Annotated in this window: 20 protein-coding genes and 5 tRNA genes; 11 read left to right on the top strand and 14 right to left on the bottom strand. The window is 40.7% G+C overall.

The window, feature by feature from the left end:
* The first annotated feature begins 149 nt into the window (after positions 1-149).
* The 5 genes from RBATCC27255_RS10130 (at position 150) to RBATCC27255_RS10150 (ending at position 5,049) form a co-directional block, all read left to right on the top strand.
* Positions 150-803 carry a response regulator transcription factor gene (locus RBATCC27255_RS10130; protein WP_021882601.1) on the top strand — a complete coding sequence of 218 codons (654 nt, stop codon included), beginning with the start codon at positions 150-152 and terminating at the stop codon, positions 801-803.
* Between the two features lie 17 nt (positions 804-820).
* A complete protein-coding gene (locus RBATCC27255_RS10135) occupies positions 821-2,257 on the top strand; it encodes a sensor histidine kinase (protein WP_101029881.1) in 1,437 nt (478 codons plus the stop codon).
* The gene (locus RBATCC27255_RS10140) at positions 2,247-3,020 is read left to right on the top strand and encodes a hypothetical protein (protein WP_101029882.1); all 774 of its coding nucleotides are present in this window, start codon (positions 2,247-2,249) and stop codon (positions 3,018-3,020) included. The genes RBATCC27255_RS10135 and RBATCC27255_RS10140 overlap by 11 nt, the downstream gene beginning before the upstream one ends.
* Positions 3,021-3,103: 83 nt before the next feature.
* On the top strand, positions 3,104-4,108 hold the full coding sequence (locus RBATCC27255_RS10145) for a lipid II:glycine glycyltransferase FemX (RefSeq protein WP_101029883.1): 1,005 nt from the start codon (positions 3,104-3,106) through the stop codon (positions 4,106-4,108).
* Between the two features lie 89 nt (positions 4,109-4,197).
* The gene (locus RBATCC27255_RS10150; RefSeq protein WP_169923337.1) at positions 4,198-5,049 is read left to right on the top strand and encodes a PHP domain-containing protein; all 852 of its coding nucleotides are present in this window, start codon (positions 4,198-4,200) and stop codon (positions 5,047-5,049) included.
* Positions 5,050-5,186: 137 nt separating this feature from the next.
* Here the strand turns inward: RBATCC27255_RS10150 and nadC are convergent, their stop codons facing one another.
* Positions 5,187-6,026, bottom strand: coding sequence for a carboxylating nicotinate-nucleotide diphosphorylase (gene nadC / locus RBATCC27255_RS10155; protein WP_101029885.1), 840 nt, complete (start codon positions 6,024-6,026; stop codon positions 5,187-5,189).
* Positions 6,026-7,492, bottom strand: coding sequence for an L-aspartate oxidase (locus tag RBATCC27255_RS10160; protein WP_021882606.1), 1,467 nt, complete (start codon positions 7,490-7,492; stop codon positions 6,026-6,028). Before RBATCC27255_RS10160 ends, nadC begins: the two co-directional genes overlap by 1 nt.
* Positions 7,493-7,630: 138 nt before the next feature.
* On the opposite strand from RBATCC27255_RS10160, the gene RBATCC27255_RS10165 reads away from it, so the two are divergent.
* Both RBATCC27255_RS10165 and RBATCC27255_RS10170 read left to right on the top strand, forming a co-directional pair.
* Positions 7,631-7,816: a DUF4250 domain-containing protein gene (locus RBATCC27255_RS10165; protein WP_101029886.1), complete on the top strand. Its 186-nt coding sequence runs from the start codon at positions 7,631-7,633 to the stop codon at positions 7,814-7,816.
* An 84-nt stretch (positions 7,817-7,900) separates the two neighbouring features.
* Entirely contained in the window at positions 7,901-8,089 is a 189-nt protein-coding gene (locus tag RBATCC27255_RS10170) for a hypothetical protein (RefSeq protein WP_101029887.1), read from the top strand.
* Between the two features lie 103 nt (positions 8,090-8,192).
* On the opposite strand, the gene RBATCC27255_RS10175 is transcribed toward RBATCC27255_RS10170, so the two are convergent.
* Positions 8,193-8,591 carry a hypothetical protein gene (locus RBATCC27255_RS10175; RefSeq protein WP_101029888.1) on the bottom strand — a complete coding sequence of 133 codons (399 nt, stop codon included), beginning with the start codon at positions 8,589-8,591 and terminating at the stop codon, positions 8,193-8,195.
* Positions 8,592-8,733: 142 nt separating this feature from the next.
* Here RBATCC27255_RS10175 and RBATCC27255_RS10180 point away from each other — a divergent pair, with 142 nt between their 5' ends.
* The gene (locus RBATCC27255_RS10180; protein WP_101029889.1) at positions 8,734-9,594 is read left to right on the top strand and encodes a cytochrome b/b6 domain-containing protein; all 861 of its coding nucleotides are present in this window, start codon (positions 8,734-8,736) and stop codon (positions 9,592-9,594) included.
* 154 nt (positions 9,595-9,748) lie between these two features.
* Here RBATCC27255_RS10180 and RBATCC27255_RS10185 read toward each other — a convergent pair.
* From RBATCC27255_RS10185 to pulA, 3 genes are all read right to left on the bottom strand, one after another.
* Positions 9,749-9,833, bottom strand: a tRNA-Tyr gene (locus RBATCC27255_RS10185).
* Positions 9,834-9,883: 50 nt separating this feature from the next.
* A tRNA-Thr gene (locus RBATCC27255_RS10190) sits at positions 9,884-9,959 on the bottom strand.
* Positions 9,960-10,364: 405 nt separating this feature from the next.
* Positions 10,365-14,066, bottom strand: coding sequence for a type I pullulanase (gene pulA, locus RBATCC27255_RS10195; RefSeq protein WP_101029890.1), 3,702 nt, complete (start codon positions 14,064-14,066; stop codon positions 10,365-10,367).
* 484 nt (positions 14,067-14,550) lie between these two features.
* On the opposite strand from pulA, the gene RBATCC27255_RS10200 reads away from it, so the two are divergent.
* Both RBATCC27255_RS10200 and RBATCC27255_RS10205 read left to right on the top strand, forming a co-directional pair.
* The gene (locus RBATCC27255_RS10200) at positions 14,551-14,766 is read left to right on the top strand and encodes a DUF6514 family protein (RefSeq protein WP_101029891.1); all 216 of its coding nucleotides are present in this window, start codon (positions 14,551-14,553) and stop codon (positions 14,764-14,766) included.
* Between the two features lie 90 nt (positions 14,767-14,856).
* Positions 14,857-15,735 (top strand): radical SAM protein, encoded by an 879-nt coding sequence (locus RBATCC27255_RS10205; RefSeq protein WP_101029892.1) that lies wholly within the window; start codon positions 14,857-14,859, stop codon positions 15,733-15,735.
* A gap of 288 nt (positions 15,736-16,023) precedes the next feature.
* Here the strand turns inward: RBATCC27255_RS10205 and RBATCC27255_RS10210 are convergent.
* Both RBATCC27255_RS10210 and RBATCC27255_RS10215 read right to left on the bottom strand, forming a co-directional pair.
* A tRNA-Ser gene (locus tag RBATCC27255_RS10210) sits at positions 16,024-16,113 on the bottom strand.
* A 31-nt stretch (positions 16,114-16,144) separates the two neighbouring features.
* Positions 16,145-16,233, bottom strand: a tRNA-Ser gene (locus tag RBATCC27255_RS10215).
* Between the two features lie 173 nt (positions 16,234-16,406).
* Here RBATCC27255_RS10215 and RBATCC27255_RS10220 point away from each other — a divergent pair.
* Positions 16,407-16,483: transfer RNA gene (locus RBATCC27255_RS10220), tRNA-Arg, on the top strand.
* A gap of 271 nt (positions 16,484-16,754) precedes the next feature.
* Here the strand turns inward: RBATCC27255_RS10220 and RBATCC27255_RS10225 are convergent.
* From RBATCC27255_RS10225 to RBATCC27255_RS10535, 6 genes are all read right to left on the bottom strand, one after another.
* Positions 16,755-17,435: a DNA-methyltransferase gene (locus tag RBATCC27255_RS10225; RefSeq protein WP_341458213.1), complete on the bottom strand. Its 681-nt coding sequence runs from the start codon at positions 17,433-17,435 to the stop codon at positions 16,755-16,757.
* A gap of 66 nt (positions 17,436-17,501) precedes the next feature.
* Positions 17,502-18,299 carry a peptidoglycan-binding domain-containing protein gene (locus tag RBATCC27255_RS10230; protein ID WP_101029894.1) on the bottom strand — a complete coding sequence of 266 codons (798 nt, stop codon included), beginning with the start codon at positions 18,297-18,299 and terminating at the stop codon, positions 17,502-17,504.
* Positions 18,300-18,301: 2 nt separating this feature from the next.
* Positions 18,302-18,571 carry a DUF6275 family protein gene (locus RBATCC27255_RS10235; protein WP_101029895.1) on the bottom strand — a complete coding sequence of 90 codons (270 nt, stop codon included), beginning with the start codon at positions 18,569-18,571 and terminating at the stop codon, positions 18,302-18,304.
* A gap of 2 nt (positions 18,572-18,573) precedes the next feature.
* Complete coding sequence (locus RBATCC27255_RS10240; RefSeq protein ID WP_101029896.1) at positions 18,574-18,786, bottom strand: holin; 213 nt, start codon at positions 18,784-18,786, stop codon at positions 18,574-18,576.
* A complete protein-coding gene (locus RBATCC27255_RS10245; protein ID WP_101029897.1) occupies positions 18,779-19,099 on the bottom strand; it encodes a hypothetical protein in 321 nt (106 codons plus the stop codon). The genes RBATCC27255_RS10240 and RBATCC27255_RS10245 overlap by 8 nt, the downstream gene beginning before the upstream one ends.
* Position 19,100: 1 nt before the next feature.
* A partial coding sequence (locus RBATCC27255_RS10535; protein WP_169923339.1) for a hypothetical protein occupies positions 19,101-19,497 on the bottom strand: 397 nt, incomplete at its 5' end.

Here is a 19,497-nt window from a genome sequence, read left to right on the forward strand (position 1 = left end):
CGTGAAATAATTAACAACTACACATAATTTGACAATATTCTGCATTAACCGATTTTTGGATACAGCTATGCAAAAAAAAGAATAATTTGAAAAAAATGATACATCTATGATACAATGGCAATATAAACTGTGTCTTGGAGGTGGGGTTGTTGGCTGACATATTGATTGTTGAGGACGAAAAGAATATTTCAAATCTTATTGAAATGGCTCTTTCTCGGCACGGGCACAAAACCGATTGTGTGTTTGACGGCGAAAGCTGTGCCGATGTTCTGGAGAAAAAGCACTTTGACCTTATTCTGCTTGATGTTATGTTGCCGAAAATCAGCGGTTTTGAGCTTATGGACTACATCAAAGGCTTTGACACACCCGTAATTTTCATTACTGCAAAATCAGATATATCGGACAGGGTTTACGGGCTTAACCTGGGGGCTGACGATTACATAACAAAACCGTTTAACATTTCGGAACTTCAGGCAAGAGTCGATGCGGTACTGCGAAGATACAACAAGGCAAAAACAAAACTCAGCTTTAAAGACATAGTAATTGACACAAATTCAAGAATAGTCACCAAAAACGGAGTACAAATTGACCTTACATTAAAGGAATACGAAATACTTCTGCTTTTTGTACGCAACAAAAACATTGCCCTTTACCGTGAAATGATTTACGAAAGGGTATGGAATGAACCGTATATGGGTGATACAAGAACCGTGGATCTGCATATTCAGCGGTTAAGAAAAAAGCTTGATTTAAAAGACAACATTCAATCTGTGTATAAAGTCGGTTACCGTCTTGTTGAATAAGCGGAGGGAAAGCCTTAATGAAATTTTCGTGGAAAATATTTTTTATTACCTTTCTTATTATAATTACTTCCTTCGGTGTGGGAGGTTTTCTCCTCATCAACACCGTTTTTACAAACACGCTGAACAACCGCATTGACTCAGCCAAAAAGAACAACAATTACATCACAACAGCACTTTCGGTATATGCAGATAACAACAAACCCACCTACGGAAACTGGGAATATCTTCGTACTTCGGCAATAGGATTTGCAAAACAGATTGCCGGCAATTCGGATTCCAAAAGCAAAATCGGTTCAATAAACGAGCTAAGCTTTTCGGCAGAGGATGAATTTGCTCACGGTATGTCGGTAAACTCCAGAAAAAGCAGAATTGTTACGGAAAACAAAAAATACTATATTCAGACAATAAGCAAAATTCAGCTTGTAACCGCAAGCTGTTATATTGAAACGGTTGACGATATAACAAGCGTGTACAGCGACCGTGATATGTACTGCACAATTTATCAGTTCATTCTCATAGGGGTCGCACTGTTTGCGTCAATTTTGCTCGTAATCTTCTCAAAACTTTTGACAAGACCGCTTGTTAAGTTAAAGGATGCGTCAAAAGAAATTGCCAAAGGCAACTTTAATATGAGAGTAAAGGAAAGCCGCGGCATTACATCTTCAACCGAAATAACCGAGCTTTCACAGAGCTTTAACACCATGGCAGATTATGTTGAAGACTACATTGAACAGCTCAAACTTGCCGCACAAAATCGTGACAACTTTATTGCGGATTTTACCCATGAGTTAAAAACTCCGCTGACCTCTGTTATCGGCTATGCGGATATGCTCCGTTCCTACGAAATGGAGCCTGAACAACGCAGAGAATGTGCCGACCTTATCTACAAAGAGGGCAGTCGGCTTGAGGCGCTTTCGCTCAATCTGCTAAACCTTATAGTTTTGAAAAATGATGAAATCAAAACCGTAGACATAAGAACGGACATAATTGCCGATGACACAAAAAAGTCTGTTCTCTTTATTTTGAAAAAATACGGCGTAAAGCTCAAATTAAATGTTGAAAAAGCAACTGTCAAAGCTGAGCCGTCACTCTTGAAAACGCTTTTGTACAATCTGATAGACAATGCCTGCAAAGCGAGTGAGAGCGGAAAGCCTGTTACACTAACGGGATATGTTGACAGCGACAGATACCGTTTTTGCGTTACCGACAGCGGTTGCGGAATTGCGGAAGATGACCTTGCCAAAATCACCGAACCGTTTTATATGGTTGACAAATCCCGTTCAAGAAGTATGGGCGGAGCCGGACTCGGACTTTCAATCTGCAATGAAATTGCAAAGCTTCACGGCTCAACTCTTGAAATTGTCAGTGAAGTCGGCAAGGGTACGGACATCAGCTTTACGGTAAGCCTTGCCGATAATTCTGAGGAAAGTGAGGATTTTGAAGATGAAATTTAACCTTAAAAAATCCGCAAAATATATCATCTGCACTCTGCTCACCTTGACCGTAGTCGCAACCGTTGTGTTTCTCCCCCGCTTTTATTATTCGGTAACGGACAATCGGGATTCGGTTGGAAACACGGCGGAAACATTTAAACTTACCGCCGATATAACTACTTTGAGCGGCGGAGAATTTTTGAAACTCGTTTCAAGCGAAGATACCGTTTGGGTTCTTCAAAACAATGCTCCGAAAGCAGAAACTGTAATCAGCTATGCCAAAAAAGCGATAAGCAATCTTGCAAATTCGCTTAAAGACACAAATTTATTTTCCAATATTGCAGGCTACATTCCGCAGTTTTTTACATTTGACAGCTGCAGCGGTTACAAACTTACAATGCGCGGAACACTTGACGGCAATGTAATCGTTTCGTCCGATTTTATGTTTGTCGCATGCAACTATGCCAAAGAGGGCGCACGATACGGACTAAACATAACAATGCTGTTTGACACGGAAACCTTTACAATTTATGAGCTTAACATTGATACAACCTACCTGTCGGACAGCGGTACCGAGAGTGAAAATCCGCTGTATTCGGTTATTCCGTACAGCGACAGTTATGAACAGGAGTTGTCCGATGCACTCATAAAATACTGGGGTGTCAGTTCCGATTCAATAACGGTTAATGTAAGTCCCGAATCTTTCAGCATCAACATCTGCCCGCAGCCATTTTTGGAATACAGCAAAATAAACAACGAACAATTTGATTATTATGTGTTATGAAACAACTATGATACATTTTTGAACAAATTCAGAAACAAGCCTTTTGTATAGTATAGATACACTTACGAAAGGCTTGTTTTTTTATGGATATTAAAGAGTATGAGGAATTTTGTAAAAACAGTAAATACGGAAACTTTATGCAGTCGGCAGACTGGGCAAAGGTTAAAAAGGGTTGGATTCCCGAGTATGTTGCAGTTCGTGACGAAAACGGGAAAATCAACGGCTGTACACTTGTGCTTGTAAAGAAAATACCGATTCTCAACACGGCAATGCTTTATGCACCGAGGGGCTTTGTATGCGACACTCACGACAGTAAAACCGTCAGAAAAATATTTGAGCAGATAAAGCTGATTGCAGAAAAATATCACGCATACACACTCAAAACCGATCCGCTGATTGACGAAACCGACTTTATCTCGATTAAAAATCTTATTGACCTCGGCTTTGTTTATCACGGTGAAAAGCAAGGATATGACAACACCCAATGCAGAGAAAATTATGTGCTTGACATAAAAGATAAATCGTGTGATGAAGTTTTTGCAAATTTTAAATCAAAATGGCGGTACAACATCCGCCTTGCAATGAGGAAAGGTGTTGAGTGTAAATTCTGCGGTGAAGATGAGCTTGACGATTTTATGGAGCTTATGAAAGAAACAGGCAGGCGTGACGGCTTTGAAATTCGTTCGGAAGAATATTTCAGAAATTTTTTACAGGCATTTCACGGCAACGCAAAGCTATGTATCGCAAAACTTGACGAAAAAGTTTTGTCGGGTGCATTGCTTGTAAATTATGCAAATGTTGCAAGCTATGTTTACGGCTGTTCATCAAACGAATACAGAAAATATATGCCGAATTATCTTATGCAATGGACGATGATTAAGTACGCAATTGAGAGCGGCTGCCGTACATACGATTTTTGCGGTATTCCCTATTGGTATGACGAAACGCATAAAAACTACGGTGTCTACCGCTTTAAACAGGGATTTAACGGCAAAGTCAAAACCTATGCCGGCGAGTTTGACTATGTTTTCAGAAACGGAGTAAATCACATTGCCGACCTTGCACTGAAACTGAAAAAGCTTGTGTGAAATATCCATCTGCGTTGAATTTGCAAACCGTATATGCTAAAATGGAGTGGGTAAAATTATCCCACTCCATTTTGTATCGGAGGAATTTTATGTTCTGCGATTTGCATACACATTCAACATTTTCTGACGGCACATTTTCACCTACGGAAATCGTTTTAAAAGCCAAAGAAATCGGGCTTGACGCTGTTGCACTCTGCGACCACAACACGGTCGCCGGACTTGACGAATTTGTTTCGGCAGGTAAAAAGTACGGCGTAACCACCGTTGCGGGGATTGAATTTTCAACCGAATACAATTCAAAACAGCTGCACATTGTCGGTCTGTTTATCAAGAAAGAAAACTATTCCGACATAACCGAAATTATGGCTGAGTCGCAAAAATTAAAGGAGGAAAGCAACAAACTGCTCGTTAAAAATCTTGCGAAAGACGGCTATATTCTCGACTATGACGAAATCAAAAACAGCACGGTTGACGGCTTTGTAAACCGTGCAAACATCGCCGCCGCTCTTATGCAAAAGGGCTATGTTTCTTCTGTCAAAGAGGCATTTCAAACCTTGCTTATGTCGAAGTTCGGCTACTATGTTCCGCCGAAAAGACCGTCATCTCTGTATATAATTGAAAAGCTGAAAAGTTTTGGTTCAATATCCGTTCTTGCACATCCGTTTCTCAATATGAACGAAGATGAGTTGAGAGAATTTCTGCCAAAAGCAAAGGCTTGCGGTCTTAACGCAACGGAGGCGTACTATTCGCTTTTTGACAATGCCGAAACAGAGCTTGCCGAGAAAATCTGTGAGGAATACGGTCTTTTGAAAAGCGGCGGAAGTGACTTTCACGGAGCAACAAAACCCGATATTTCGCTTGGAGTCGGGAAAGGAAATCTTGCGATACCGACAGAAATATACAAAAATCTTGCTAATTGTTATCACAACTTCCGATTATAAAATCATCGTCATTATGCAATGCTCCCTGCATTTTACAAGCACAACAATTTAATTTCGACTCAAACAACACAAAACAGCGATGAAGAATAATCACCGCTGTTTTTTTGGTTTTGGATTTAAATTTTTTCAATTCAGGCTTATTTAATTTTAAGTGAAATATCAAAAGCCTTAACCGAATGAGTGAGCGCACCCATTGAAATGATATCAACACCTGTTTCGGCAATTTCACGAAGAGTTTCGTCCGTGATGCCGCCGCTTGCCTCAAGAAGTGCCTTGCCTGCCGTGATGTCAACAGCCTGTTTCATAAGCTCGGGACTCATATTGTCGAGCATAATAACATCAACGCCTGCCTCAAGAGCCTGATTGAGTTCGTCAAGGTTTCTTACTTCAAGCTCAACCTTGGTCATATGACCGAGTTTTGATTTAAGCTTTGAAACAGCGTTGGCAATTCCGCCGCCTGCGTCAACGTGGTTATCCTTGAGCATTGCGGCATCTGAAAGATTGTAGCGGTGATTTCTTCCGCCTCCGACCGTAACGGCATACTTCTGGAGCGGACGCATACCCGGGAGTGTCTTTCTTGTGTCGGCAATAGAAGCCTTTGTACCGCTGACAATTTCAACAGCCTTGTTTGTTGCGGTTGCAATGCCGCTCATATGCTGAATAAGGTTGAGAGCCGTTCTCTCGCCCTTTAAAATTGTTCTTGTCTTACCGTGAATTTCAGCGATAATTTCGCCCTTTACAAGCTTGTCGCCGTCATGCTTATAAACCTTTGCCTCAAAACCGTTTGGCTGAAGAATTTCAAACACACGGAGCGCAACCTCGATACCGCAAAGAACACCTGAACTTTTTGCAAGAAAAATTGCCGTGTTTTCCTGATTTTCGTCAATAAGGTAATCGGTTGTTGTGTCAAGATAGTTGATATCCTCAAGCAATGCGGTTTTGATAAGATTGTCAACATAAATGCTGTTAAGTGTCATCAGTCTGTACCCTCCATAATTTCGTCAAAAATGATACTTGCAACAATTGCCGCACTTCTTGCCTCAACAAGGTCGGAATTGATTTCGTACTTTTCTGCAAACAGTTCACTCATAATCTCGTGAATCTGCTTACTGCTTTCTTCATATTTTTCAGGCTTTGGAAGAACAAAATATGCGTCCTGCAAAATCTCTCTGATTTTTGAACGACAGCCGTGTGGCATGGTCTTGCCCTCAACAGGGCGGTAAACAGGTTCTTCACCAAGAGTTCTTCTGCCGAATTTGTTTATTTTATCCGTAATATCAAGAGCGGCTGTTCTTGAATAAACAAGCGCCTCAAGGAGCGAGTTACTTGCAAGACGGTTCGCACCGTGAACACCTGTGTGCGAGCACTCTCCTGCGGCATACAAGCCCTCAACGGTTGTGCGTGAATGAAGGTCAACATCAATACCGCCCATAAGGTAATGCTGGCACGGAAATACAGGGATTCTGTCCTTTGTAATGTCAACGCCCTCTTCAAGGCATCTTTCATAAATCATCGGAAAACGATTTCTTACAAAATCAGCCGGCTTGTGGGTTATGTCAAGATAGAAATTCTCGCTGTTTGTCTTGATTGATTCAAGCATAACCGCATTTGAAACAACATCTCTCGGAGCAAGCTCTCCTCTGCTGTCATAATTTGAGGCAAATCTCTCGCCGTTGCAGTTGAGCAGAACCGCACCCTCACCACGAACAGCCTCACTTATAAGAAAACGCTCTCTGCCATGATCAGCCGCAAATGCTGTCGGGTGAAACTGTATTCTCGAAAGATTTTTAATTCTTGCACCAAGCATATATGCAAACGCAATGCCGTCACCTGTTGCAATTGCAGAGTTGGTTGTGTATTTATAAACTCTGCCGATACCGCCTGTTGCAAGCAGACAGTAGTTACAGCCGTAGTGAAGCTTTTCACCGTTTCTCAAAATGCTTATATAAAAACCGTTCAGCACCTTGTCAATTGAATAAACAAGAGCGTTGTCACACACGGTAACATTTTTTAGCTGAGTAACCTTTGCGATAAGTCCGTCAACAATTGCCTTGCCTGTTGAATCCTTATGATGAACAATTCTGTTTCTGCTGTGACCTGCCTCAAGAGTTTTGCACATTGTGCCGTCCTCGTTAAGGTCAAAATCAACACCGAGGTCTTTTATTTTAAGAACATCCGAAGGACCTTCGGTAACAAGCTTTTCAACAGCGGAAAGAGTATTTTTATACTTTCCCGCAATCAATGTATCCGTAATATGCAGCTTGTAGCTGTCGTGAACCGTATCAAGCACACACGCAACACCACCCTGCGCAAGAGAGCTGTTTGAAAGCTGAAGTTCACGCTTTGAAACAAGAAGAATATTCACGCTTTCGGGAAAATTAAGTGCCGCATAAAGTCCTGCCGCACCTGTGCCAACGATTACAACATCAAATTTCTTATCCATTTCCAAGTTCCTTTGAAAAAATTTTATCTATTACACACGGCATCACACAAAATACCGTTTACAAATTTGTACCTGTATATTATACTACTAATTGTAAGATTAGTAAATACAGTAAATAATTTTGAAAGGGCGATTATTATGGCTGAAAATACAATTCCGAACGATCCGATGATTCTTTTAAGCTTTGTTAATACAAAGCTGCGTGATTTCTACCCCAGCCTTGATAAAATGTGTGACGATCTCGGTTGCAGTAAAGAAGAAATTGAAAACAAGCTTTCTGCAATTGACTACAAATACAACGCAGAACTCAATAAATTTGTCTGACAGCAAAGGAAAGTCCGTTTTATCGTACACCTCATTTGATATGATTAACATATAGGATATCCCATATGTTAAGGAGGAAATTTTATGGGCATTTTCGATTTTGAACGATTGTTTGATTTAAACCATGACGGAATGCTTGATCCGCTTGAAAAAGGTCTTGAATTCACCGTGATTGAAGATATTATGAATGATGACGAAGATGAAGATAATGACGACTTGTTTTCGTCTGATTTAGATGATGAATTTGACACGGATTTCGGCGATGATTTCTGATTTTATTCAGCAAACAATTTAATCTTCAAGCAAAAAGCGAGATGAATTTTTCGATTGAATTCATCTCGCTTATATTTTTATTTATCGTGATTCTGTTCAAGCGTTACAGCTTGTAATTGTCCATAACCTTTTCCAAGGTCATGTAATCATCATCGGAAATTTTATACACGGTTGAATTGTCTTTGTCAACACAGATTTTGTCAGCACCGCCGACACGAATATTGTGGGTAACAATTCCGTCTTTGCGTGTTTCAATAAGGATTCCACCGTCAAACTCACCGCTTGTACCGCCTGTTTCGGCTGATTGCAGAATATTCTTGACCGTCTTGAAATCAACCTCGCCAAGCACGGCGGTTGACTCGTCAGACATTACGACGGTTATTTCATCAACATCGGAAAAATTAACCTTGTCTGTAATTTTCGTATCACCGCAACCGCAAAGCATTACCGCAACGGATAACATCATCACAAAAGCCAAGCAAACCGCTCTGAATTTTTTCATATATTCTCCCCCACAACTATTGATTATGAGAAAAGTATAAATAATAATTTTCGCAAAGTCAACATCTCTGCAAAAAATGTCGATTGATATAATCCAACTTTTATGTTAAAATTTGGATATCAAAATATTTTCGGAGAACATTATGAAAAATGTGGTTAAAAACGAGTTGGAAAGTGTAAAAGCCGAAAATAATTGGCTTATCCGTCAATGGAAACATCATCCTATAAAAATGATATTACGCATTTTAGCTGTAGTTGCGGCTGTTTTTACAGCTCTGTTTGTAGGCGGTCTTTCAACAGCACTGTTAAACAAAATCGGATATAGCGCAATAAAAAGCATAGTCTTTATAGCATATAATAAATGGGCAGGCTTTGCATTCGATGCAATATTTGGAATACTGTTTGTCGTATTTTTAATAATATTTGTTGCCTTAGTCGAAGTGATTTCAGACGCAGTACTATTAAAGAGAGGTAAACATTTAGAATCGAAAGGAGAAAGCTCTTTTGCTGAAAAAGAAATTGAAGAAGAACAATCCGACAAAAAATATGATAAAATTGCAAAGGCTGTATTGATTGCAATCCCGATAGTCACAATTTTGATTTTTCTCGGAAGTGTTTATGTATCTACATTTAACTCCACTGTTTTTACCAATGATACGATAATAGAAAAGTCGCCGTTTAATCCGTCGGGAACGGAATACAACTATTCCGACATTGCAAAAATTGAGATTGATAACAAAGACGGCAGCAATTTATACCTTGACTTACATATGAAAAACGGCGATACCGTAACAGTTGACTACAGTGGCGAAACCGATTCCGACAACGAAAAATATACCGACTATCCCGAGGCATTCATAAAAGATTTTCTGAACAATTCCCATAACAAAAATATTCCAGTAACATTCAATTGCACATACGAAGATGTCACCGCATATAACTTCAACGATGAATCCCTCACTTATATTAAAGAAATTTTTGAAGACAATAAAAAGAGTAAATAAAATGCATACATAACCAAAACAAGCGGCAGAACTTAATCTGTCGCTTGTAATTATCATATATTCTTTTTTTTCGGGTTACCCCAACTATTGACATTGAGCCATAAAAAAGTTAATAAGTAAAATCGACAAACCCCTTACGAGATTTGTCGATTTTTGGTGGGAGAAGATGGATTCGAACCATCGAAGCGAAACGCAACAGATTTACAGTCTGCCCCCTTTGGCCACTCGGGAATTCTCCCATATTAAGTTTTCAAAAATCGAAGCCTACTGCCTAAACAGTAGGCTTCAATGGAGCTGGTGGACGGACTTGAACCCCCGACCTGCTGATTACAAATCAGCTGCTCTACCAACTGAGCTACACCAGCAAATTAAGCTTTTCGCTCCTGTGCTTGCTCTGTAATTTCGAGTGCTTATATAATATATCACATTCTTCGTCATTTGTCAACACTTTTTTCAAACTTTTTTAAAATTTTTTGAAGTGTTTTCATTTTTGAAGATGCCCTCGAATGAGTCAGCTTGATTATTATATCATCCTCAGCCACATTCGTCAAGAGTTTTTTTAAAATTTTCTTTACGGTTGGCAAGGTTCTTCGGCTTCTGGGCAGAACAAAACTAAATGCACCCGTAATGCACCCGTAAAATGTGTCACGCTTTTATCCTGTAGCCGCAGATTTGATTTCAAGCCAACATAAAAAGCCGGCGAGACAGTTTAATTTGCGTACTGTCTTGCCGACTTGTGTTTTTACTTATTTACACTTTTCAAAAAATGATTACCATGTGCCGACATAAGCATGACCCTGTGAGTCATACTGCGACTCTGTATAATAATTGAGCGAAGTGCCGTCAAAACCGATATCAATGGTCTGACTCGAACCGTTTGTGAAAATAATGTAATTAACAGTGTTCGGAACTTCAACCGAGTAAACCTTCTGACCGTAATCATTTGTGTTGAGATATGTCATTGCAACGCCCGGCCATGATTTTGTAGATGTACCGTCGTCAGCCCATGAGTAGCAGTAGAGTGTACCATCCCAGTTGAGTGAATCCGTAAACTTAACTGTGAAGGTTGATGACGGAGTGGTTGTAGGCTCTGTAACAGGAGCTGTTGTTGCAGGAACGGTTGTCGGAGCAACTGTCGGCTCTTCTGTTGCAGGCTCAGTCACGGGAGCGGTTGTCGGAGTAACCTCCGGCTCATAGTAAGTGCCTACATTCGCATAACCGTCAAGCTTTGCGGCATACGTCTGAATGTATGTTGCATCTTTAATGCTTACGATATTATTCTCGCCGTCAGCGTCACATCTTGCGGCTGCGATAAGAGCCTTGTCTGAGAGCGTTGTAAGCTTTACGATATACTTCTGAACTACTGTTGCGTCAATTATATCAATTGTACCGTTGAGATCAGCATCACCGATAAGGATTTTTTCCGTCGGCTGTGTAGCAGGAGCTGTGGTAGGTGTTACCGTTGAAGGAGCAGTTGAAGGACGCTCCGACGAAGTGTAAAGATAAACAACATTGATAATGCCCGATGAGAGGCTGCCCGATGCATTTATGGGAGCAATAACATCTGTTCTGCCCGAAAGCGGAGAAGTTTTGTATGTATCGTCTGAAGAAACCTTTGACTGAATTAAAATTTCATCATCGGCAATCTTTTCACCTGTTGCGGCGTCAATGTGGCTTGTGATAACCTTGCTGCTAAAGCTGAGTTTCTTATTCTGAACCCATGCCTCGCCCGAAACAAGGTAGCCTGTCTCGTTTGCACCCGGCTCCTGCTGTGAGTCTGTGTGGAACATTACATATGAGCTTGATGCAGGAATTGTGCACTTGAGCCATCCGTTGCCCTCGCTTGTCATAACAGTTGCGTTGTTCCACTTGCCGTTAGGCTCTTCACCGCCGTCTGTGTAAGCATAGCAACGAACATTTGACCAGTTGTTTGAGTTATAGTAGTGAACAACCGAACTTGTTTTGTCAAGTGCCTTATAAACAAAGTTAACAGTTGTGTTCGTACCGTTAAATGTACCTGTCGTGTTGGCAGGATACTTGTCCGTGTCAAGCTGATAGCCCTGAATTGATGTGAACGGAACGCTGTAGCTGTCGCCTTCACGATACTTTGTTGAAACGGTATCCTTAATTGACTCACCGTTTTCGTCAACATAATTTACCGTAACATAGCCTGAACGAATACCGCTGGAGCTGTAAACATAAGTTACATTGTAGTTCTTTCCGCCTGTAACCTTGCCTGAGGTCGCACCCTGAGTATCCTTGAGGCTGTAATCATAAAGGATGGTTGTGTCGGGGTAAGTACGGTATGTTGTACCGTCAGCATACTTAGCTGTTGATGTTTTAAGCACCTTGCCGCTGTCGTCAATATGTTTGATTGTTACCGTACCGAATGTTTTTTCACTAACCTTAAGATTGTCAAATGTTGAACTCTGAACCAGTACGCAGGCGCTGTTTGCAGGAACTGTGTATGTGTTGCCCGAAACTGTGCCAAGACTTTTAAGACCTGCCGTCGTACCGTCTGCAACTACTGTCCAGCCGCTGCCGTCAAGTGTAATCGGCCAATCATTTGTTGAACTTGCGTTTACAAGAACGCAAACCTTGCCCCATTCATTTGACTTGTTGTTTGAATATGTGTAAGCAACAACATCGCCGTATGTTGACTGGAATGAAGGAGTGTTGAAGGTTGAACTCTTCATCGGAGAATAGTTTTCTCTGATTTCAAGAAGTCCCTTGTAATAAGCGGCAACATCCGAGTAGGTCTTTACTCTTGACCAATCAATCTCATTTATTGCGTCGCTTGATTTGTAGCTGTTCGCATCACCCTGTTTTGTACGGCAAAATTCCGAGCCTGCCGTCATAAACGGGATACCCTGTGAAGTAAGGAGAAGTCCCATTACTTTCTTAACCTGTCCCCTGAGCGATGAAGATGTTGAATTCCAGCTTGATGAACTGTTACTCTTTACAATTTTATCCCAGAGGATAAGGTTGTCGTGAGCGTCGGCATAAGCAATTGTCTGTGAAGGAGCCTGAGCCGAAAAGCCCTTGCCCGTTACACCGTTTGCAACCGTTCTGCTCTTATCGGTGTTGCCCTGAACAAATCCCTTATCGGAACCGTCTGTGCTTCCCTTGATTGCGTCACGGTAGCTGTCGCAGAACATACCTACTCTTGAGTTGAGTGAACCTGCCTTTGACTGCGAGCAACCGTCGGAAATTGCAACACTACCGCCTGTCCACGGTTCACCGTACATAAGAATCTTTTTACCCGAACCGTCTGAATAAAGTCCGTCAAGAGCAGAACGGATATCGTTCATTGTTGTGATATCGTGAATACCCATAAGGTCAAAACGGAAGCCGTCAATGTGATATTCCTCCGCCCAATACTTTACGGATTCAATCATATACTTTCTGTACATCAGCTTATCTGACGCAGTTTCGCTACCGCAGCCTGAACCGTTTGAATATGAGGATGATGAATTCATTCTGTAATAATATCCGGGAACAGTTCTGTTAAAGCATGAATCCGTAGAATATGTATGGTTGTAAACAACATCCATTACAACGGAAATTCCTCTGTCGTGAAGAGCCTGAATCATCTGCTTGAACTCTGTAATCCTTGTGTTGCCGTCATAAGGATTCGTTGAGTATGAACCCTCGGGAGCGTTGTAATTCACCGGATCATAACCCCAGTTACGGTTTGAAGAAGAACTTGCAACATCTTCCTTTACCGAACCGAAATCGTAAACAGGCATAAGCTGAACGCAGTTAATGCCCTGCTCAACAAGGTAGTCAATGCCTGTTGAAACGGCTGATGAACTTGTGTCTGAATTAAGAGTTGTGCCGCCCTCGGCAAATGCAAGGTACTTACCCTTGTTATCCTCACTCACACCCGAGTTCTTGGAAACTGAAAAATCTCGCACATGAACTTCCCATACAGCCGCCTCGGATGCGCTGTTAAAGAGAACATGCTTATCGTCCGACCAACCGCTCGGATCGGTTGAGTCAAGGTCAACAACCATTGTACGGTTGCCGTTTACACCGACAGCCTGTGAGTAAACATCCTGTGTTTCCTTGGTTGTACCGTTTACTGTTACAAGATATGTATAATACTTATTCTTAAAATCGCCGTTAAGGCTGATTGACCAAACACCTGTTGAGCTGTCTTTTTTCATATCATAGGTGCCGATTGCCGAAGCGCCCGCCTCGTTGTCAGAACCTGTTGTGTAGAGCTTAAGCTTTACGGACGACGCGTCAGGTGACCAGGTTTTCCATGTTGTGGAAGTTTTGCTGTACACTGAACCGAGTCCCAATTCGTTATACGCTTTGCTTGCATAGCTTTCAAGATAATTTGCATTGTAATAATTGCCTGCTGAAACCGATTCATCGCTTGTTACTGCCGCATTTGAGGCAAAGGCCGACATACCTGCAATCATGGACAGAGAAAGAAGAATCGATAATGGTTTGCGTAATCTCATATTTTCACTCCTAAATATTATTTCGCATAAAGTACCGCACGATAACTATATTTTAACATTTATAAATGCCGTATTTTTCCTATTGAGAACTAAAAAAGCATCCTAAAGCCAAACTTTGAGAGTGCTTTTTATACATTATGCACAAATAAAAGCCGACATAAAGCAATAATTAGCTATTATTGAAATATTTCATCAGTTAATTGTTATTGTTTTGTGATTTACCGAAAAATCCGTTTTCACGGCAAATATCGGCTGCACGGTATTTTCAATATTTTATTACACATTTTTAAGATTCCTTTAGAACAAAAGTTTTATTGTTATATAATTCTTTAACTGCGGTTTACATTCATTTGTCATTATGTACAATTTATGACTAACACATCACTGTTTGCTTACAATTCAGCAATATTTTTGTAACAATATTGACAATTTCGCAATATAATAGTATCATTATATTGTGACCGGTTATCATTCGGAGGGAAAAATGATAACCTACAAATTAAATCATACACCTGAGGACGGGCTTAACACCTTCGGCATAAGTGCCTTTTGCGGCAAAAAGCTTGTAAAATCCGTTTCGGGAATCAGCGAAAGCTTTCGGGAAATGACCGAACTTGTCGAAATGTGCAACGAGTTAGAACTTGAACTCTGTCAGCTTGACGACATCATTGAAGATTATCTTACTGATTTCACACTTTAATTTGCAAGGACTTTAACTTTTGTCATACTTGTGGTACAATAGTGTTTGATGTTCTGCCGAACATTATATATCAGACAACAAGGTGATATCATGATTTGCAATTTATGTCCGAGAAAATGCGGTGCGGTTCGTACTGCTCACAGCGGAAACGGCTTTTGTAAAATGGGCGAGCTGCCCGTTGTTGCAAGGGTTGCTCCGCATTATGGCGAAGAACCGTGCATAAGCGGTACAAGGGGCAGCGGAACTGTTTTCTTTTCGGGTTGTACAATGAGATGCGTTTATTGCCAAAACTATGAAATTTCAAACGAGAACGGCGGAAGAACAATCACTCCGGAAAGGCTTGCCGAATGCTACAAAGAGCTTGAGGACAAGGGAGTGCATAACATTAACCTTGTAACAGCCGACCATTTTGCACACGCTGTTGTTAAAAGTCTTGAAATTTACAAACCGAGGATTCCGATTGTATACAACTGCAGCGGCTACACAAGCCCGAAAACTCTCAATATGCTTGACGGACTTGTTGACATCTATCTTCCCGACTTTAAATATGCGGACGATTTTCTTGCGGTAAAATATTCATCCGCACCGAATTATGTCAATACGGCTGTTGCCGCTATCCACGAAATGACTTTTCAGGTCGGTCTGCCGCAGTTTGACGATGACGGCATTATGAAAAAAGGTGTTATCGTAAGGCATCTTATTCTGCCTGCACACACTAAAAACAGCCTTGAAGTGCTTGACATTGTAAAACGCAGGTTTGGCGATCAGGTTTTGTTAAGCCTTATGTGTCAGTACATTCCTATGGGCAAGGTCAGCGACAAAGATTTTTCGCGAATTAACCGTAAAATCACACGCAGAGAATATGACAAGGTAAAGCTTGAAATGATGAGGCTCAATATTGACGGATTTACACAGGAGCTTTCTTCTGCAAGCGAAAGCTATGTTCCAAAATGGGATTTTGAGGGATAAGCTGTTATAAACAATACGAATAACATAAGAGGCAGTTTAGTCAAATCGGCTGAACTGCTTTTTTGCTTAGTTATTATCAGTCCGTAAACAGCGAGTACGCTCCTGTAAAAAATGCCTAATAAATAAAATTATATGTAAAAACAACAAGCGACAGTTTAATTTCTGCCGCTTGTAATTCTCATATATTCTGTTTTTTCGGGTTACCCCAACTATTGACATTGAATAAAAAAAACAACTCCGCCAAAAGAAAAAGACCCGTCGTAATTCTAATAGATTACGACGGACCTTTGGCGGAGGACAAGGGATTTGAACCCTCGCGCCGCGTTAGCGACCTACTCCCTTAGCAGGGGAGCCTCTTCACCACTTGAGTAATCCTCCGTGTGAAGTTAAATGCACTATAAAAATAAAATGGCGGAGAGGAAGGGATTCGAACCCTTGGTCCCTCGCGGGATCACTAGTTTTCAAGACTAGCTCCTTAAACCACTCGGACACCTCTCCGTTTATTTATGTCGCCTTTCAGCGTTTCAGCAAGATTTATTCTATCACAAGCTTTTACTTTTGTCAACACTTTTTTTAATTTTTTTCAGAACACTTTTGCAAAAATTTATTATAATAAATAAGCTCCATTTTCTTGACAAATTGAAGGTCTTAATATACAATATTTGTGTTATGTGCCAATAGCTCAGTTGGATAGAGCGTTCGCCTCCTAAGCGAAAGGTCGGGGGTTCGAATCCCTTTTGGCACGCCAAAGAAAAACCGCATTAGAAAGCCGTTTTTGAGCTTTTTAGTGCGGTTATTTTTTATGCTTTATGCCTTTAAATACATCAAAATACAAGCAAAAACAGAGAAAATGCATTGCAAATGCAAGGCAGAAAAAAGTTGTGATATTCACCTTTAATTTGTGAACTGTATCCGTAAACTTGAAAGGATTGCAACAGAAAATAATAACAACTCCCCCTCACCCACTTTTTACGGCGGATGAGGGGTTTTTTTTTTTCAATTATGTGTTTTTTATTTCTTTATGCAGTTTGTTTAATCGCTGAATTTATTCTTTCCTCAGTAATTTTGTAATACTTTTTGTCAAGCTCAACACCGATAAAATTGCGGTTTGTATTTATGCAGGCAACTCCTGTTGAACCTGAACCCATAAAGCAGTCAAGGACAGTTGCGTTTTGTGAAGTAGTTTTTTCAATCAGAAATTCAAGGAGCTTAACGGGCTTTTCGTTCGGGTGAATTAACTTATGCGGTGGCACCCTTGGGACGGAAATCAAGTCCTGTGGTCGCCCACTTTTGAATTTAAAATCATCGTTCGGTATCCAAATGATACTCTCGTATCTGCCGCCGAATGCCTTTTTAAGATTGCCCATACTATGACTTTTTTTGTCCCAAATAAGAACATTTTTTGGCTTTAAACCGTTACGAATAAACTCATCAATGAAAATCTGCTGAACATCCCAACGAGTGAAACATAAGATGCCTCCTGTTTTTGCAATTTTGGACTTTATCAATGGGATAAAATCTGTAAATGGCTTTTTATCATTTAAGATTTTAGACATTCTTTTCGTTTTGTCTTTGCGCCACACTGATTGATAATCAATTCCGTAAGGCGGATCTGTCAGCAACAGGTCTATGCTATTTTCAGGCAATTTTTTCAATATTTCAAGACAATCGCCTTGATATAAATTTACCGTTTTCGTCACCCCATTTCTTTATTTATGGCATCCGCACCGCCACATAAAATTTGCAACGGTGCGAAATATTTAACATCAGCCGAGTGCTTTCTTGGCATTGGTAATCTTGCTGTCTTTGGCTCTGATGCCGTCATTGATGAGATGATAAATCGCATTGATGAGCTTCTCGTCAACGATACCGTTAACTGTAATTTTAGCTGCTTTCTGTGCCTCTTTAACCGCCTTCAGAGTACCGTTACCGAAACCGTTTGAATTATCAACTTTTGTTTTGATAATACCCATATTGTATAAAGTAATCAGCTGTTTCTTGAATGCAAGAGTGGCTGTGTTGTGTGCGCCAAATTTAATCATTTCTTCAACCTCCGTGTTTGTTGTTTTAGCATATTTCGGTCTGCAACAGCAGGAAATATTACTTTTATATCTTGTTCTGACTCTGAAATCATCGCACTCTGTGCCGCCGTTATTAGCACCGATTGTTGTTATGGTAGAACTGCCCACAGCAATGCAAAGCTCAATGTGGTCAAGCGTCTTATAACCCTTTGCCCTCAGCCTCGAATCGTATGTAGTCGTTTGACCGCTCCACGAAAATATAACAAGGTCGCCTGGCTTAACTTCTTTAGGACCGTAAAGCTGACCGGCGTTTAAAAAGTTTACGGCAATAATACCGCAAGATGCCGTTTTACCGCCCGGAATCATATCCAACGCCCCTGCTTTGTGGAAAAGATACATCTGACCTGCACAACAGCACGCAACTGCATTGATTGTTGTGTTAAAAGTGCCATACCATTTCATAATATCGCAACCTTTGCCCGAGTCCTTGCCGACAAGGGATTTTGCCGTGCTGATAATTTTATCAACAGTTACTGTTGCCATAATTATTCCTCACTTTCGCAAATAATTTTTTTGTTTTCAAACTTTTTGTATGCGTCAAGATACATTTCGTTTTTATCGCCATTGTATGTGCATTCGTAATACATCCCGTCGTGTAATGTTGTGCTGATAAGGCATTTATGGTTTTGCAAAGTTTTACACGACCACACGACAAAAGTGTCAAAATCAGGTGTATCATCTGACTTATCTACATGATTTAACACATACTTGTTTACCCCTGATACTGCAAGTTTAATAAAATTTGCATTTGTCATAATTATTCCTCGCTTTCTTTAACTTCCGGCAAGCCACCGACACTTGTCAGCATTGAGAGAATGCCGGCAAGAAGTGTTGAACTTGCAACCATTACCCAGTTTACATCGCTCATTACTACCGCAACTGAGAGTGTTGCCGCTGCAGTCTGTGCCATTGTCTTTGCAGCTCTGATGAGTGCCGCAACTGCCCATTTCTTAATTTTCTTCTTATTCATTATTTTCATCCTTTCTAATAGGGTTAGTCGGTAAGTCCATGACCTTCTCGTGCATATCGTCCATTGTGCCGTTCTGCCCGAGGTGATGATATGACTGATAACATTTATCATAAGCATCTTTGGCATAAACTTCAATCCAACCTCTTTCAATATATTTTTCACCCGAGCGGATAAGCTCCGCCCTGAGCAATGATTGTGTACCTTTGCCGATTGCCTTAATCTTGCTCCACTCGGTTTTTACGATTGCAACAATTGCGGTAAGTATAACGCCAAAAAGGGCCTGCAACCAATATTCTAAAATCCAATCCCACATTTTAACTTACTCCTTTTATATCCCAGTCACAACGGTCGGCTGGTGCAGCATACATCTTATTGATAGCAGATATATTGATACAATTATCAATTGTTAATACATTCGGTGTGTCAGCATATGCTCCTTTAAGCGTGCGTGCCTGTATTTCTGTACCTCCGAAATCGCAATCTTTGAAGGTGATTTTTGCGCCAACTTTAATAGGTAAGCCAAAATCGCTGTTATCGGCATTATCGTGACTTTGATAACCAATAGTGCAATGCGTAGGTATGATTTTACAGTTTTCAATCAAGCCGACTTCGCCAAAACTGTGTCCGCAACCGAAGACTGGCACTGTTGTCTTATTCGCATAATCCACACAATCAGCACGACCGCCCCAAATAAAGGTACAGTGTCCCACA

The sequence above is a fragment of the Ruminococcus bromii genome (genome assembly GCF_002834225.1).
Taxonomy (GTDB): Bacteria; Bacillota; Clostridia; order Oscillospirales; family Acutalibacteraceae; genus Ruminococcoides; species Ruminococcoides bromii.

Bases quoted from the DNA above. Each gene is read 5' to 3' on its own strand.
- RBATCC27255_RS10150 (WP_169923337.1), top strand. From the start codon at position 4,198: ATGTTCTGCGATTTGCATACACATTCAACATTTTCTGACGGCACATTT.
- RBATCC27255_RS10235 (WP_101029895.1), bottom strand. From the start codon at position 18,571: ATGACAAATGCAAATTTTATTAAACTTGCAGTATCAGGGGTAAACAAG.
- RBATCC27255_RS10180 (WP_101029889.1), top strand. From the start codon at position 8,734: ATGAAAAATGTGGTTAAAAACGAGTTGGAAAGTGTAAAAGCCGAAAAT.
- RBATCC27255_RS10165 (WP_101029886.1), top strand. From the start codon at position 7,631: ATGGCTGAAAATACAATTCCGAACGATCCGATGATTCTTTTAAGCTTT.
- RBATCC27255_RS10170 (WP_101029887.1), top strand. From the start codon at position 7,901: ATGGGCATTTTCGATTTTGAACGATTGTTTGATTTAAACCATGACGGA.
- RBATCC27255_RS10200 (WP_101029891.1), top strand. From the start codon at position 14,551: ATGATAACCTACAAATTAAATCATACACCTGAGGACGGGCTTAACACC.
- RBATCC27255_RS10135 (WP_101029881.1), top strand. From the start codon at position 821: ATGAAATTTTCGTGGAAAATATTTTTTATTACCTTTCTTATTATAATT.
- RBATCC27255_RS10140 (WP_101029882.1), top strand. From the start codon at position 2,247: ATGAAATTTAACCTTAAAAAATCCGCAAAATATATCATCTGCACTCTG.
- pulA (WP_101029890.1), bottom strand. From the start codon at position 14,066: ATGAGATTACGCAAACCATTATCGATTCTTCTTTCTCTGTCCATGATT.
- RBATCC27255_RS10175 (WP_101029888.1), bottom strand. From the start codon at position 8,591: ATGAAAAAATTCAGAGCGGTTTGCTTGGCTTTTGTGATGATGTTATCC.
- RBATCC27255_RS10205 (WP_101029892.1), top strand. From the start codon at position 14,857: ATGATTTGCAATTTATGTCCGAGAAAATGCGGTGCGGTTCGTACTGCT.
- RBATCC27255_RS10230 (WP_101029894.1), bottom strand. From the start codon at position 18,299: ATGGCAACAGTAACTGTTGATAAAATTATCAGCACGGCAAAATCCCTT.
- RBATCC27255_RS10240 (WP_101029896.1), bottom strand. From the start codon at position 18,786: ATGAATAAGAAGAAAATTAAGAAATGGGCAGTTGCGGCACTCATCAGA.
- RBATCC27255_RS10145 (WP_101029883.1), top strand. From the start codon at position 3,104: ATGGATATTAAAGAGTATGAGGAATTTTGTAAAAACAGTAAATACGGA.
- RBATCC27255_RS10160 (WP_021882606.1), bottom strand. From the start codon at position 7,492: ATGGATAAGAAATTTGATGTTGTAATCGTTGGCACAGGTGCGGCAGGA.
- nadC (WP_101029885.1), bottom strand. From the start codon at position 6,026: ATGACACTTAACAGCATTTATGTTGACAATCTTATCAAAACCGCATTG.
- RBATCC27255_RS10245 (WP_101029897.1), bottom strand. From the start codon at position 19,099: ATGTGGGATTGGATTTTAGAATATTGGTTGCAGGCCCTTTTTGGCGTT.